Below are 13,668 nucleotides of genomic sequence, written 5' to 3' on the forward strand. Positions count from 1 at the left end.
CGCGCCGTCGCCTCACTCCGGCTTCGGCAGGGCGCGCAGTCGCTGGATCTGGGTGCGGCTCAGTTCGTTCGCGCGGCGCATGTGGCGGGTGATCGCCCGCAGTTCGTCCTCGCTGTGGTCGTCGAACAGCGTCTGCCAGGTACGGCCGAGCTCGTCCCAAACGGCGGTGACCCGGGCGATGCGCTCCGGCACCGGGGTGACCAGCACCCGTCGGCGGTCCCGCGCGTCCGGCCTGCGGGCCACATAGCCGCCGCGTTCGAGCCGGTCCACCAGCCGGGTGGCGGAGCCCGTGGTGAGGCCGGTCATGTCGGCGATCTGCCGGACCGTGAGCGGTTCGGGCTCGGCCGTCAGCAGGCTCAGGGCCTGCACATCGGTGGGGTGCAGGCCGAGATGGTCGGCGACGGCCTGGTTGAACAGCACGTACGACGCCAGATAGCGCCGCGACTCCGTCGACAGCTCCTCGTACAGCCGGGCCCGGCGCGGGTCGGTCGCGTCCGTCACGTGGCTCGCCTCCCAAAAAACACTGCACGGCGCAGCAAAGCTCGGCTACTCTCCTGCACGACGCAGCTATTGCGTCGCGCAGCAATCATCGTCGGTCATCCTATCCACCGGGGGACACCCATGCTCACCGTCGCCGTCACCGGCGCCACCGGCGCCCAGGGCGGAGCCACCGCCCGCGCCCTCCTCACCGCCGGCCACCACGTCCGCGCCCTGACCCGTGACCCCGACGCACCGGCCGCAAGGGCCCTGCACGCCCTCGGCGCCGAGATCCGTCACGCCGACTTCGACGACCGCGCCTCCCTCGACACGGCCCTCACCGGCGCGGACGCGCTGTTCGCGGTCACGACCCCCTTCGGCACGGACACCGAAACCGAGGTACGCCAGGGCCGAGCCCTCGTCGACGCCGCTGCGGCCGCCCGCCTCGCCCATGTCGTCCTCACCTCCGCCGCCCACGCCGACCGCGGCACCGGCGTCCCGCACTACGACAGCAAGCACGAGATCGAGCGGTACCTGTGCGCCTCCGGCGTGCCCCGGACGGTGATCGCGCCGGCCGCCTTCATGGACAACTACGCCGGCGGCTGGACCCTCTCCGGACTGCGCGAAGGCGTCTTCGGCTGGCCCATGCCCGCCGACCGGCCCTTCGCCCTCATCCCCGCCGCCGACATCGGCGCGTTCGCCGCACTGACCTTCACCCGCCGGGCCGAGTTCCTGGGCCGCCGTATCGACATCGCCTCGGACACCCGTACCCCCGAGCAGATCGCGGCCGCCCTGACCACCGCCGCCGGCCGCCCGATCACCCACCACGAGGTCGGCCTCGACATCGTCCGCACCCACTCCACGGACCTGGCGGCCATGTTCGCCTACTTCACCACCACCGGCCTCGACGTCGACGCCCCGGCCCTGCGCCGCGCGTATCCCGAGGTCGGCTGGCACACCTTCGCCGGCTGGGCGGCCGGGCAGGACTGGCCCGCCCTGCGGAACGCGCCCCGCACCGAAGGAGCCCCCGCGTGAAACCCATCGGCCACTGGCTCAACCGCGCCGACAAGGCCCTCACCCGCGCGATGAACGGGGTCCTGTCGGAGTTCGGTCTCACCCGCCTCGACTGGCAGGTCCTCAACGTCATCCGCGACACCACGCCCGAGGCCACGGACTCCGCCGTCCTGTCGGCACTCGCCGCCCACGCCGACGTGCGCACGCTGACGGCCTCGGTCGACGCCGTACTCTCGGGCGGCTGGGCGACCCGCACCGCCCCCCACCGACTGGCCCTCACCCCCGACGGCCGCCGCCGGCTGGCCGCCGTCACCGAGCGCGTCCAGGCGTTCCGCGACCTGTCCATGACCGGGATATCGGCGGCCGAGTACCGCACCGCCCCACGTCCTGCAACGCATGACCCACAACGCCGAGACCGCCGCCTCGCCCGGCACCGCCACAGCGGCACCGGCGTAGACGCCCGGGCGCACGGCGGCGGATCGTTTCGCCCACCCCCTCCGCGCCGCCCCGCGCACGAGGTCTAGCCTCTCCTCGGTCGCGCACCCTCTCCGGTGCGCCGGGGAGGGGATCTCCATGGACGACGGCGGACCGACACGGGTGTACCGCAGGCAGCGAAGACGGCCTCCGCAGACCGCGCTGCTGCCGCTCATCTTGCTGGCCAACGCGGCGCTGCAGACCATCCGCACCCGCCACTCCGCACCGGTCTGGTGGACCCCCGTCGCGCTCGCCGCCTTCGTGGCCGTCGGCGTGTGGGGCGTCCTGGCGGAGTGGCGGGCGCACACCGTGGTGACGACCCGGGGAATCACCCGCCAGGGCCCCCTGCGGGCGCGTACCTGGGCCTGGTCCGCCGTGTACGACATCCGGATCGAGGACACCGGCAACCAGCCCCTCAACGTCCATCCCCGGTGGCCGGCCTACCTGTACGACTCCGCGGGCCGCCGCTTCCTGCTGCCGCAGATCAACGAGTGGCAGCTGGACGATCCCTACGCCGAGGTCGGGGCCCTACGCGAGGCCGCCTGGCGGTATGGGATGCCCTACGGGCAGCGGGCCGAGACCGAGGAACGGATCCTGCGGCAGGCCGGGCGACGCCGGGGATGGCAGTGGGCGAGCGTCGCCGCCGTGGTGGTGTTCGCCCTCATGATCGTGGTCGCGCTGACGGAGGACCTCGCCGGGGCACCCGCCAACCTCTTCCTGCTGCTCCTGGTCATACCGCTGGCCGCTTACGGCCTGCTCGGGCTCCTGCTCGCCGAGTACTGCGCCGCCCGCGCCCTGCGGCTGCCGCGCTAGGGGCTTCACCGGCGCGCGATCACGGTGCCGTCGCCCGCCGGCGCCGGAGAGGGCGGCGGTTCCCGGGCGATCGGTGTGCCGTAGCCGTCGGGGGTGAGGAGCCCCGCCAGGGCGGACCTGCCGGCGCCGCCCGCGCCCCTGTCAGCGCCAATTCGCCCGACTGCGCGGTGAATCCGACGTTCCGCGGGGAGGCGCCGCGGGCGGGCCACGGCGGGGCCGGGTCGGCGGGGTCGGTGACGGCGGGTTCGGCGTCCTGGATCTCGCCGATGCGGCGGGCGCCGGCCGAGGAAGGCGGCAAACGCGCGGAATTGACCGAGGGTCATACGGGCGGCGGAGATCTCCCAGACGCCCGGCCCGATCACCGCGAGCACGCACAGCGCACGCTCGCCCGCACCCAGGCGCGGGCCTCGCGGTCGAGCCGTTTCCGGTCCGTCGCGAGGGGCGCGAGGACGAAGGTGACCAGGGCCAGGCCCCAGCCCAGCCAGAAGGCGGCGGTGGCGTAGAAGACGGCGGGTCCTGGACGTGACGGAAGACGGCCGCGCGCAATCGCAGCACGAATCTCGCGGCGGTCCAGGTGGCCAGGGGATCACCGGGACGACCGACCAGCGCGGCGAGCGCGGGGACACCGGTGCGACCACGCGACAACCGGTGAGTTCCGCCTTACGACGCAGCCATTCTCCGTTTTCCGTGATTCATGCCGGTGAATTTCTGCACCGAAAACATTACGGCATTCGAAAGCCGGGAAAATACAATTCCGGCACGAGTAATTCAGAGGAGTTTTCGGGAAGCACGGCGCCATTCACATGGGTTTTACGGGGTGGCTGCCGTACCCTCTACGCATGAGCAGCGACGACACCGTACGGGCCTTCCCCGCCCGCTCCATCGAGACCCATTCCGCGCTCACCCCGGACCAGGCCCAGGCTGTGCGGGCCCTGCTCGCCGAGGCCGCCGCGGTCGACGGACAGCAGCCGGTGTCCGAACAGGGCCGGCTGCAACTGCGCGGCGGGGCCCGCGAGGGCGTTTCGCATCTGCTGCTGAGCGTCGACGGCGAACTCGTCGGCTACGCCCAACTGGAGGACACCGACCCGGTGGAGGCACCGGCCGCCGAACTCGTCGTACGCCCCGTGCACCGGGGGCAGGGGCACGGCCGGGCGCTCGGCTCGGCGCTGCTCGCCGCCTCCGGCAAGCGGCTTCGGGTGTGGGCGCACGGCGGGCACCCCGCCGCCCGGCATCTCGCCCAGGTGCTCGGCCTGACCCTGTTCCGCGAACTGCGGCAGATGCGGCGGCCGTTGACCGATCTTCAGCTGCCCGACCCGATGCTGCCGGAGGGCGTGAGCCTGCGCACCTTCGTGCCCGGCAAGGACGACGCGGCCTGGCTCGCGGTCAACGCGGCCGCCTTCGCCCACCACCCGGAGCAGGGATCGCTGACCCAGCGGGACCTCGACGACCGCAAGGCCGAGCCGTGGTTCGACCCGGCCGGGTTCTTCCTCGCCGAGCGGCGCGGCGAGGTGATCGGCTTCCACTGGACCAAGGTGCACGCCGAAGAGGGGCTGGGCGAGGTCTACGTCCTCGGGGTCCGCCCCGGCGAACAGGGCGGCGGCCTCGGCAAGGCCCTGACCACGATCGGCCTGCGCCACCTGGCCGTCCAGCAGCTGCCGACCGCGATGCTCTACGTCGACGCGGACAACCAGGCGGCGGTGTCGGTGTACGAGCGGCTGGGCTTCACGACATACGAGACGGACCTGATGTACCGCACGGAAACCTGACATACGGCAGGACGAGGGGCGGCCGGCTTGACGGCCGCCCCTTCCTTACACCACCCTTTCACTACTCAATTAGTGAAAGGGTGGTTCAACGCATGGTCGAGTACCGCATCGACCGGCACAGCGGGGTCGCCACCTACGTCCAGATCGTCCAGCAGACCAAACAGGCCCTGCGCATGGGCCTGCTCCGGCCGGGAGACCGGCTGCCCACCGCACGTGAGGTCGTGGAGGCCACCGCGATCAACCCCAACACCGTCCTGAAGGCGTACCGGGAACTGGAACGCGAGGGACTGGTGGAGGCGCGCCGGGGTCTTGGGACCTTCGTGCGGCGGGCGCTCGGCACCACCCCGGCCGACCCCTCCCTCCGTACCGAACTGGAGGCATGGGCCGAGCGGGCACGCGGCGCCGGGCTGGAGCGGGACGACGTGGCCGCACTCTTCACCGCCGTACTCGACACGCACTTCCAGGGAGAACGTTCATGAGCGACACGGCGATCGAGGCGACCGGCCTCGGCAAGCGCTTCGGGCGACGGGGAGGCTGGGCGCTGCGCGACTGTTCCTTCCGGCTGCCCGCCGGGCGGGTGTGCGCCGTCGTCGGGCCCAACGGCGCCGGCAAGTCGACGCTGCTCGCCCTCGCCGCGGGGCTGCTCCCGCCCACCGAGGACCGGCTGCGGGCGCTCGGCGCCACTCCGGCCACGGCCCGACCGCGGGTCGGTTACGTCGCCCAGGACAAGCCGCTCTACGCGCAGCTCACGATCGCCGAGATCCTGCGCATGGGCGCCGACCTCAACCCCGGGCACTGGGACGCGGCCGCCGCCGAGCACGTCGTCGCGGGCGGCGACCTGGACCCCAGGGCCCGCATCCGCTCCCTCTCCGGAGGCCAGCGCACCCGGGTAGCGCTCGCCCTCGCCCTCGGCAAGCGGCCCGAACTGCTGCTCCTGGACGAGCCGATGGCCGACCTCGATCCCCTCGCCCGGCACGAGCTGATGGGCACGCTGATGGCCCAGGCCGCCCAGTTCGGCACCACCATCGTGATGTCCTCCCACGTCGTCGCCGAACTGGAGGACTCCTGCGACCATCTGCTGCTCGTCGGCGGCGGCCCGATCCGGCTGGCCGGCGAGATCGACGACCTGCTCGCCGCCCACCTCCGGGTCACCGGCGCCGCCGACTCCGCCGGCCTCGACGGGCACGCCGTGGTCGAGTCCCGGGTCACCGGCCGCCAGCTGACCGCGCTGATCCGCCCGGCGGGAGCGCTGCCCGCCGGCTGGCGCACGGCGGCGCCCACGCTGGAGGAACTGGTCCTCGCCCACCTGCGCAATCCCGAGGCCCCCGCCCTGACCACCGCTTTGGCCGTCACCGAGGAGAGTGCCGCGTGAGCACCGAGCCGACCGCCCCACGTCCCCGCACCGCCCGCTGGCTGCTGCGGCTGCACCGCCCCGCGCTGTACGCCTTCGCCGGCCTGGTGATCCTCCTGACCGCCGTGCAGCTCGCCCTGGCCGGACCGCTCGCCGACGCGGCCGCCGCCGGCTGGCGGCAGTTCGACGCCTGCGACATGGACATGGGTGTATGCACGTACGACCAGGCCTCGATCCTGCGCTACAAGGACTACTACGACTACGCCACCGACGCCCTGATCGCGCTGCCCTTCCTGGTGGCCGCCTGGGCCGGCGCCGCCCTGACCGGCCGGGAGATGGAGACCGGCACCGCCCGGCTGTCCTGGACCCAGGGCACCTCCCCGGCCCGCTGGCTCACCGTCCGGCTGGCCGTCCCGGCGGCCCTCATCGCCACCGGCACCTGTCTGCTGTTCTGGCTCCACCACCGCGCCTGGTCGGCGGGGCTGGGCCGGATCCACTCCGCCAAGCGCTGGTACGACCTCGCGACCTTCCACGCCAACGGCCCCACCACCGCCGCGCTGGCCCTGACCGGGCTGGCGGCCGGCACCCTGGCGGGCCTGGCTCTGCGCCGTACGCTGCCCGCGCTGGTCGTCGGCACGCTGTTCACCGTGGGCGTCGCCGGCGTGGCCCAGCAGCTGCTGCCCCATCTGTGGCCGGCGCTCACCCGCATCGGCGACCTCCACCAGGGCTACCGCGGTGACGGCCTCATCGTCGCCCAGGGCCTCGTGACCAGGACCGGCGAGCATGTGTCCTGCGGTTCCGGGGCGTGCGACCGCGCCTCCGTGCACGCGGTCGGCTACTTCAACACCTACCATCCCTACTCTCACTACTGGCCCCTCCAGCTCACCACCAGCGCGCTGTTCCTGGCGGTCACCGGCCTGCTGGTGCTCGCCTCCTACCTGGTGCTGCGCCGGCAGACCGGAGCGCTCCCGGCGGCCGGGACGGCCACGGCCGCCGGGACCAAGGGCGTCCTCGTCTCCGCCTGATCGCCGTTGGGCCGAGGGTGCGCGGGCGGCCGCGGGTCCGTCGTGGCCGCCCGCGCGGTTCCGCGCGCCCCATGGGGCGCGTCACCGGCCTCGCTTTTCGCAACCAGGACCCCCGGGAGCCGCCCCGCGCTATCCCGCACGTCATGTCTCCGTAACCATCGATTCAGCCGGACTTGCGACGCTCGGCCAATGAAGCCCGCCGTGCCAGAGCCTTCGCCGCCCCCCGAGGGGCCCGTGGGGAACGGGGCCGTGACGCTCCCGCCCGCACGTTCCGACGCGCCCGTAATGCCCGTGGCGCGGAAGAATGGGGTCATGAGCCAGCAAGACACCCAGGCAGAGGTCCAGCGCATCCAGCCCGACGTGGGCTCCATAGCCGCGCACCGCACGCAAGTCGCGCAGGGAGCGGTCTCCGACCTCGAACCCGACCTCGACGCGGATCTCGACGCGTACGAGGAGTCGAAGGCCGAGGCCACCCTCCTGCCACAGGGCCGCTTCCTCGACCGCGAGCGCAGCTGGCTCGCCTTCAACGAGCGCGTCCTGGAACTCGCCGAGGACCCGAACACACCGCTGCTGGAGCGTGCGAACTTCCTCGCGATCTTCGCCAGCAACCTGGACGAGTTCTTCATGGTCCGGGTGGCCGGTCTGAAGCGCCGCATCGCCACCGGTGTGGCCACGCGCTCCGCCTCCGGGCTGCAGCCGCGCGAGGTGCTGGAGATGATCTGGGCCCGCTCGCGCGAGCTCATGGCCCGGCACGCCGCCTGCTACCACGAGGACGTCGCCCCCGCGCTCGCGGACGAGGGCATCCACCTGGTCCGCTGGAACGAGCTGACCGACAAGGAGCAGGCCCGCCTGTTCACGCTGTTCCGGCACCAGATCTTCCCGGTCCTCACCCCGCTGGCCGTCGACCCCGCGCACCCCTTCCCGTACATTTCCGGCCTCTCCCTGAACCTGGCCGTCGTCGTACGCAACCCGGTCAGCGGCCACAAGCACTTCGCGCGCGTGAAGGTGCCGCCGCTGCTGTCCCGCTTCCTGGAGAGCAGCCCCGGCCGGTACGTCCCCATCGAGGACGTCATCGCCGCGCACCTGGAGGAGCTGTTCCCGGGTATGGAGGTGCTGGAGCACCACACCTTCCGCCTCACCCGCAACGAGGACCTGGAGGTCGAGGAGGACGACGCCGAGAACCTGCTCCAGGCCCTGGAGAAGGAGCTCATGCGGCGCCGCTTCGGCCCGCCGGTGCGCCTGGAGGTCGAGGAGTCCATCGACCGCGAGGTGCTGGACCTGCTGGTCCGCGAGCTGAAGATCAGCGAGGCGGAGGTGTACCCGCTGCCGGGTCCGCTCGACCTCACCGGCCTCTTCCGCATCCACAGCCTCGACCGGCCCGAGCTGAAGTACCCGAAGTTCGTCGCCGGCACCCACCGCGACCTCGCCGAGGTCGAGTCGGCGTCCGCGCCGGACATCTTCGCGGCCCTGCGCACCCGGGACGTGCTGCTGCACCACCCGTACGACAGCTTCTCCACGTCCGTGCAGGCCTTCCTGGAGCAGGCGGCGGCCGACCCGGACGTCCTCGCGATCAAGCAGACCCTGTACCGCACCTCCGGCGACTCCCCGATAGTCGACGCGCTCATCGACGCCGCCGAGTCCGGCAAGCAGGTCCTCGTCCTGGTCGAGATCAAGGCCCGCTTCGACGAGCACGCCAACATCAAGTGGGCGCGCAAGCTGGAGGAGGCCGGCTGCCACGTCGTCTACGGCCTGGTCGGCCTGAAGACGCACTGCAAGCTGTCCCTGGTGGTCCGCCAGGAGGGCGAGACGCTGCGCCGCTACAGCCACGTCGGCACGGGCAACTACCACCCGAAGACGGCGCGCCTGTACGAGGACCTCGGTCTGCTCACCGCCGACCAGCAGGTCGGCGCGGACCTCTCCGACCTCTTCAACCGCCTGTCGGGCTACTCCCGCCGGGAGACCTACCGCCGCCTGCTGGTGGCCCCCAAGTCCCTGCGCGACGGCCTGATCTCGCGGATAGAGAAGGAGGTCCAGCACCACCGCGCGGGCCGTCCGGCGTTCATCCGGTTCAAGGTCAACTCGATGGTCGACGAGGCGGTCATCGACGCCCTCTACCGCGCCTCCCAGGCGGGCGTGCCGGTGGACATCTGGGTGCGCGGCATCTGCGCCGTCCGCCCCGGCGTCACCGGCCTGTCCGAGAACATCCGGGTCCGCTCGATCCTCGGCCGCTTCCTGGAGCACTCCCGCGTGTTCGCCTTCGGCAACGGCGGCGAGCCCGAGGTGTGGATCGGCAGCGCCGACATGATGCACCGCAACCTCGACCGCCGGATAGAGGCCCTGGTGCGGGTCGTCGACCCCGCCCACCGGGCAGCCCTCAACCGGCTGCTCGACACCGGTATGTCCGATTCGACCTCCTCCTGGCACCTCGGTCCGGACGGCGAGTGGACGCGACACGCGACCGACGCGGACGGCCAACCCCTGCGCAACGTCCAGGAGATGCTCATAGACGCCCGGAGGCGCCGGCGTGGCACAGCAACACCTTGACCCGACGGACCCCACGGCCCGGGTGGTGACCGGGGACGCTCTCGCGGCGTATCTGCGCGCCCAGGCCACGGAGTTCCTCCGCGCCCTGCGCCTGCACCGTGAGACCGGCGGTGCGAACGGGGGCGGCCCCGCGCGAGCTCAGGCGAACGGCGCAGAGAAGGGCACGGCGGAGTCCGTCGACGCGGCGCGCGCACTGCGCCGTTCGGCCCGCCGCATCAGCGGCAGCCTGCACACCTTCCGTCCGCTCCTCGACCCCGACTGGTCGGAGGAGATGCGCCCCGAACTGGCGTGGCTGTCGGGCACGCTGGGGCTTGAGCACGCGTACGAGGCGCGGCTGGAGCGGCTGTTGCTGGCGTTGCACCGGTTGTCCGGGGCGACGGCCTTCCCGGGCCAGGTGACGTCCGCCGAGGTGGGCGCGACGGCACCGCTCGGCTCCAGCGGTCCGGCGAGCCCCGCGCCGGAACGCGGCAACCTCACGGTGGGCGCGGCGAAAGCGGGCGCCCTGCTCGAGCGCCAGCTGACCCTGGCCCGGACCCGGGCTCACTCCACGGCCCTGCAGGCGCTGGGATCGAGCCGCTTCCACGCGGTCGCGGACAAGGTCGCCGTACTCGCCAGCGAGGTCCCCCTCACCCCCACCGCCCCCACGACCGACCTGCGCCCCCTGGCAGCCGCTGCGGAGGAACGGCTGACAGACGCCATCGCAGGTCTTCCGCTGGTCGTCGCGGGCCACCCGTACAACGCGGAGGCCCTGGTGCACGGACTGTCCCCGGACCCGGCCCCGCACGCCCAGGACGGCCCCTGGCACCAGGTCCGGCTGCTGCTGCGGCTGCACCGGTACGCCCAGGAGGCGCTGCACGGCGGTGGGGGCACCTCCCAGCTCGAGCGAAGCCGAGAGCCTGGGGGACTGCCCGTGGACACGCGCCTGCTGGCGGCCGGTCAGGCCCTGAACCGGCACCGGGACGCCTCGGAGGCGGCAGCGGCGGCGGCCCAGGCCGCCCGTACGCCCCGGATCGCCCCGGCGACGGCGTACGCGCTCGGCGTGCTCCACGCCGACCAGCGGCACGAGGTGGAGGCCGCCAGGTTCGCCTTCCAGCAGGCCTGGCAGAAGCAGACCGTCAGCGCACCCTGAGTCCCCCTGAGGAGGCGGTGTGAGCGACACCCTGGTGCGGGCGGCCGGCTGCGTGCTGTGGCGCCGCTCGCCGGTCTCCGGCGACCTGGAGATCTGTCTGGTCCACCGGCCGAAGTACGACGACTGGTCGCATCCGAAGGGCAAGCTCAAGCACGGCGAGGACGCGCTCGCGGGCGCCCTGCGGGAGGTCGCGGAGGAGACCGGGTACACGGCCGTGCCCAGCGCCGAACTGCCGACCATGCGATATCTGGCCAACGGCCGCCCGAAGCAGGTGCGTTACTGGGCGGCCGAGGCGGTCTCCGGGCACTTCGCCCCGAACGCCGAGGTGGACCGCATCCTGTGGCTCTCCCCCACCGCGGCCCGCACCCGCCTCACCCAGCCCCGCGACCGCGGGCTCGTCGACGCCCTTCACCGCTCCGCCGCGTGAGCCTCCGCGTCCGCACGGGCCTGGCTGCGGGCCCGGCGGGCCGGACCGCGCCAGCCGCAGGTACAGCGGGCCAGGCAGAAGCGGCCCTGTTCCGCCGTCGAGGTGAGGTGCTCCTGGCCGTGCCCCTGCCGGACGCGCTCCGGCCCCTCCTGCTGCGCCACGCTGACAACGTTACCGACACCGCGGTTAAAGGGTTCGTATGGCCTTCCCCGCCCCCCGACAGCGCGTGACGGTGTCCCCCTACCCGTCGTTAGCCGGACGACAGGGGCCCGTGACGGACGTACCGGCTTGGGGGTAGGCAGGCGATGGAACGGCGGCAGCACAGGACCGCGGGCAGGACGGTCGTCGCGGTCGGCATCATGCTCGGCCTCGGAGCGGGTGCCACGGGCTGTTCCGGCAGCGGGGCCGCCGCCGAGGACGTCAAGGGCGGGGGCGACCCGGTCGCCGTCCTGCACCGGGCCGTGGACACCCTGCGCGGCGCGGGCAGTTCCAAGGCCACCACCTCCATGGAGATGGCCACCGGCGGCACCCGGGTCACCATCCGCGGCCAGGGCGTCTACGACTACCGGCACCGGCTCGGCCGCCTCACCGTCGTCCTGCCCGAGGACCCTGCGGGCACCTCCGAGCACCAGCCGATCACCGAACTCCTCGCCCCCGGCGCCCTGTTCATGAAGAACCGGGGCGCGGGCGTGCCCGCCGACAAGTGGGTCCGCGTGGACACCGCGACGCTGTCCGACGGCAACCTGGTCACCGGCGGCGCGACCGACCCGTACGCTGCCGCCGAGGTGCTGCGCGGGACGCGGACGGCGACCTATGTCGGCAGGACCGAGGTCGGCGGCACGGCCGTGCGCCACTACCGGGGCACGGCGGATCTGGGCAGCGCGGCCCGGAAGGCCTCCGCCGCGAACAGGGAGCCGCTGGCCGCGGCGGCGAAAGGGTTCGCCACGGCCGAAGTGCCGTTCGACGCCTATCTCGACGACCAGGGCCGCATCCGCAAGCTCAGGCAGCGCTTCAGCTTCGTCAACGGCAGGCAGAAGACCCCCGTGGCGGTCGCCTCGACGACCCTGCTCTACGACTTCGGTGCCCCCGCCGACGTACGGCTGCCGCGCTCGGCGGACATCTACGCGGGCCGTATCGCCGAGGACGGCGACTAGTCCCCGGCACCACCCCGTAAGTAGCCCGTCCGTGCCATGCGCGGTGTGTGGAGCGCTCCCTACTCTAGGAAGTGGGTGACGGCAGAGAAGAGGTGAGGCGCGTGGCTCCGGTCGGCGGTACGGCGGTGCAGGACCACGTGGCCCTCGCCGAGATCGAACTGTGCGGAGAGCTGATCATCGCGGCCTCCGCGGCCGAGGACCGGCTCAGCCTGGAGAGCATCGACGAGGTGCTGCGGGTGTCCGAGGAACGTGCGGACTAGCGCCCCGCTCTCAGGAGCGCAGGAGGCGGCCGATCGCCTTCGTCGCCTCGTCCACCTTGGTGTCGATCTCGTCACCGCCCTTGAGGGCCGCGTCGGCCACGCAGTGCCGCAGATGCTCCTCCAGCAGCTGCAGCGCGAACGACTGCAGCGCCTTGGTGGAGGCGGAGACCTGGGTCAGTATGTCGATGCAGTAGGTGTCCTCGTCGACCATCCGCTGCAGACCGCGGATCTGCCCCTCGATCCGGCGCAGCCGCTTGAGGTGCTCGTCCTTCTGCTTGTGGTAGCCGTGCGTGGCGTGCGGAGTGTGCTCGGTCTCACTCACGGTCCCGCCCGGTGTCTCGGAGGGAGCCGTGGCGCCGGCCTCGGTCGTCGTCATCGCGGGCCTCCATCTCGGGACGAGCTGCGGGACAAGCTGTGGACACAATCGGGGATACATACCCCTACTGGGTATATGGTAACCAACTTTGCGGGGTAGGGAGCCCTTGGTCCGCCCCCGTGCTGATCAATCTGGCCGATGGGCGACACTGGGATGCGGCCCGATAGCCGTGGCCGGATGATGCGCCTAGCATCAGCCTGACCGAAACCGAAGCACCCCGAGGACCCCACGTGCGCTTTCGTCTGACCCCCAGGGAGACGAGCTTCTACGACATGTTCGCCGCATCCGCGGACAACATCGTCACCGGCTCGAAACTCCTGATGGAACTGCTCGGGGCGGACGCACCTGCCCGAGCCGAGATCGCAGAGCGCATGCGGGCCGCCGAACACGCCGGTGACGACGCCACGCACGCGATCTTCCACCAGCTGAACTCCTCGTTCATCACGCCGTTCGACCGCGAGGACATCTACTCCCTCGCCGGGTCCCTGGACGACATCATGGACTTCATGGAGGAGGCCGTCGACCTGGTCGTCCTCTACAACGTCGAGGAGCTGCCGAAGGGCGTCGAGCAGCAGATCGAGGTCCTGGCCCGGGCCGCCGAGCTGACGGCGGAGGCGATGCCGAACCTGCGCACGCTGGACAACCTGACCGAGTACTGGATCGAGGTCAACCGCCTGGAGAACCAGGCGGACCAGATCCACCGCAAGCTGCTGGCCCACCTCTTCAACGGCAAGTACGACGCGATCGAGGTGCTCAAGCTCAAGCAGATCGTGGACGTCCTGGAAGAGGCGGCGGACGCGTTCGAGCACGTGGCGAACACGGTGGAGACCATCGCCGTCAAGGAGTCCTGAGGCGTCG

16 protein-coding genes are annotated in these 13,668 nt (G+C 72.2%); 13 read left to right on the forward strand and 3 right to left on the reverse strand.

Annotation, left to right across the window (positions count from 1 at the left end; all coding sequences use genetic code 11):
• Nucleotides 1–12: 12 nt before the first annotated feature.
• The gene (locus ACIBJF_RS28350) at nucleotides 13–501 is read right to left on the reverse strand and encodes a MarR family winged helix-turn-helix transcriptional regulator (protein ID WP_399177887.1); all 489 of its coding nucleotides are present in this window, start codon (nucleotides 499–501) and stop codon (nucleotides 13–15) included.
• A gap of 120 nt (nucleotides 502–621) precedes the next feature.
• Here ACIBJF_RS28350 and ACIBJF_RS28355 point away from each other — a divergent pair, with 120 nt between their 5' ends.
• The 10 genes from ACIBJF_RS28355 (at nucleotide 622) to ACIBJF_RS28400 (ending at nucleotide 11,020) form a co-directional block, all read left to right on the forward strand.
• The gene (locus ACIBJF_RS28355; protein WP_399177889.1) at nucleotides 622–1,512 is read left to right on the forward strand and encodes an NmrA/HSCARG family protein; all 891 of its coding nucleotides are present in this window, start codon (nucleotides 622–624) and stop codon (nucleotides 1,510–1,512) included.
• Nucleotides 1,509–2,015, forward strand: coding sequence for a MarR family winged helix-turn-helix transcriptional regulator (locus ACIBJF_RS28360; RefSeq protein ID WP_399177891.1), 507 nt, complete (start codon nucleotides 1,509–1,511; stop codon nucleotides 2,013–2,015). Before ACIBJF_RS28355 ends, ACIBJF_RS28360 begins: the two co-directional genes overlap by 4 nt.
• Before the next feature lie 49 nt (nucleotides 2,016–2,064).
• Complete coding sequence (locus tag ACIBJF_RS28365) at nucleotides 2,065–2,778, forward strand: PH domain-containing protein (protein ID WP_399177893.1); 714 nt, start codon at nucleotides 2,065–2,067, stop codon at nucleotides 2,776–2,778.
• An 839-nt stretch (nucleotides 2,779–3,617) separates the two neighbouring features.
• A complete protein-coding gene (gene mshD, locus ACIBJF_RS28370) occupies nucleotides 3,618–4,544 on the forward strand; it encodes a mycothiol synthase (RefSeq protein ID WP_399177895.1) in 927 nt (308 codons plus the stop codon).
• A 92-nt stretch (nucleotides 4,545–4,636) separates the two neighbouring features.
• Nucleotides 4,637–5,023 carry a GntR family transcriptional regulator gene (locus ACIBJF_RS28375; RefSeq protein ID WP_399177897.1) on the forward strand — a complete coding sequence of 129 codons (387 nt, stop codon included), beginning with the start codon at nucleotides 4,637–4,639 and terminating at the stop codon, nucleotides 5,021–5,023.
• Nucleotides 5,020–5,916 carry an ABC transporter ATP-binding protein gene (locus ACIBJF_RS28380; protein WP_399177898.1) on the forward strand — a complete coding sequence of 299 codons (897 nt, stop codon included), beginning with the start codon at nucleotides 5,020–5,022 and terminating at the stop codon, nucleotides 5,914–5,916. Before ACIBJF_RS28375 ends, ACIBJF_RS28380 begins: the two co-directional genes overlap by 4 nt.
• The gene (locus tag ACIBJF_RS28385) at nucleotides 5,913–6,920 is read left to right on the forward strand and encodes an ABC transporter permease (protein ID WP_399177900.1); all 1,008 of its coding nucleotides are present in this window, start codon (nucleotides 5,913–5,915) and stop codon (nucleotides 6,918–6,920) included. Before ACIBJF_RS28380 ends, ACIBJF_RS28385 begins: the two co-directional genes overlap by 4 nt.
• Before the next feature lie 189 nt (nucleotides 6,921–7,109).
• Entirely contained in the window at nucleotides 7,110–9,464 is a 2,355-nt protein-coding gene (locus tag ACIBJF_RS28390) for an RNA degradosome polyphosphate kinase (RefSeq protein ID WP_399177902.1), read from the forward strand.
• Entirely contained in the window at nucleotides 9,445–10,593 is a 1,149-nt protein-coding gene (locus ACIBJF_RS28395; RefSeq protein ID WP_399177903.1) for a CHAD domain-containing protein, read from the forward strand. The genes ACIBJF_RS28390 and ACIBJF_RS28395 overlap by 20 nt, the downstream gene beginning before the upstream one ends.
• Nucleotides 10,594–10,612: 19 nt before the next feature.
• Complete coding sequence (locus ACIBJF_RS28400) at nucleotides 10,613–11,020, forward strand: NUDIX hydrolase (RefSeq protein WP_399177905.1); 408 nt, start codon at nucleotides 10,613–10,615, stop codon at nucleotides 11,018–11,020.
• On the opposite strand, the gene ACIBJF_RS28405 is transcribed toward ACIBJF_RS28400, so the two are convergent.
• On the reverse strand, nucleotides 11,002–11,181 hold the full coding sequence (locus ACIBJF_RS28405) for a hypothetical protein (protein ID WP_399177907.1): 180 nt from the start codon (nucleotides 11,179–11,181) through the stop codon (nucleotides 11,002–11,004). The two genes, ACIBJF_RS28400 and ACIBJF_RS28405, sit on opposite strands and share 19 nt — an antisense overlap.
• Before the next feature lie 144 nt (nucleotides 11,182–11,325).
• Here ACIBJF_RS28405 and ACIBJF_RS28410 point away from each other — a divergent pair, with 144 nt between their 5' ends.
• Nucleotides 11,326–12,174, forward strand: coding sequence for a hypothetical protein (locus ACIBJF_RS28410; RefSeq protein WP_399177908.1), 849 nt, complete (start codon nucleotides 11,326–11,328; stop codon nucleotides 12,172–12,174).
• A gap of 101 nt (nucleotides 12,175–12,275) precedes the next feature.
• Nucleotides 12,276–12,434, forward strand: coding sequence for a hypothetical protein (locus tag ACIBJF_RS28415; RefSeq protein WP_399177949.1), 159 nt, complete (start codon nucleotides 12,276–12,278; stop codon nucleotides 12,432–12,434).
• A gap of 10 nt (nucleotides 12,435–12,444) precedes the next feature.
• On the opposite strand, the gene ACIBJF_RS28420 is transcribed toward ACIBJF_RS28415, so the two are convergent.
• On the reverse strand, nucleotides 12,445–12,810 hold the full coding sequence (locus tag ACIBJF_RS28420; RefSeq protein WP_399177910.1) for a metal-sensitive transcriptional regulator: 366 nt from the start codon (nucleotides 12,808–12,810) through the stop codon (nucleotides 12,445–12,447).
• A gap of 230 nt (nucleotides 12,811–13,040) precedes the next feature.
• Between ACIBJF_RS28420 and ACIBJF_RS28425 the strand changes: the two genes are divergently transcribed.
• Nucleotides 13,041–13,661, forward strand: a complete 621-nt coding sequence (locus ACIBJF_RS28425; protein ID WP_351805165.1) for a DUF47 family protein — start codon at nucleotides 13,041–13,043, stop codon at nucleotides 13,659–13,661.
• Nucleotides 13,662–13,668 lie beyond the last annotated feature (7 nt).

It is taken from the genome of Streptomyces sp. NPDC050743 (assembly GCF_044456925.1).
In the GTDB taxonomy this organism is placed as follows: Bacteria; Actinomycetota; Actinomycetes; order Streptomycetales; family Streptomycetaceae; genus Streptomyces.

What these genes read in the sequence shown, in the direction of transcription:
- ACIBJF_RS28355 (WP_399177889.1), top strand. Translation starts at nt 622, where the DNA reads ATGCTCACCGTCGCCGTCACCGGCGCCACCGGCGCCCAGGGCGGAGCC.
- ACIBJF_RS28365 (WP_399177893.1), top strand. Translation starts at nt 2,065, where the DNA reads ATGGACGACGGCGGACCGACACGGGTGTACCGCAGGCAGCGAAGACGG.
- mshD (WP_399177895.1), top strand. Translation starts at nt 3,618, where the DNA reads ATGAGCAGCGACGACACCGTACGGGCCTTCCCCGCCCGCTCCATCGAG.
- ACIBJF_RS28375 (WP_399177897.1), top strand. Translation starts at nt 4,637, where the DNA reads ATGGTCGAGTACCGCATCGACCGGCACAGCGGGGTCGCCACCTACGTC.
- ACIBJF_RS28380 (WP_399177898.1), top strand. Translation starts at nt 5,020, where the DNA reads ATGAGCGACACGGCGATCGAGGCGACCGGCCTCGGCAAGCGCTTCGGG.
- ACIBJF_RS28390 (WP_399177902.1), top strand. Translation starts at nt 7,110, where the DNA reads ATGAAGCCCGCCGTGCCAGAGCCTTCGCCGCCCCCCGAGGGGCCCGTG.
- ACIBJF_RS28410 (WP_399177908.1), top strand. Translation starts at nt 11,326, where the DNA reads ATGGAACGGCGGCAGCACAGGACCGCGGGCAGGACGGTCGTCGCGGTC.
- ACIBJF_RS28420 (WP_399177910.1), bottom strand. Translation starts at nt 12,810, where the DNA reads ATGACGACGACCGAGGCCGGCGCCACGGCTCCCTCCGAGACACCGGGC.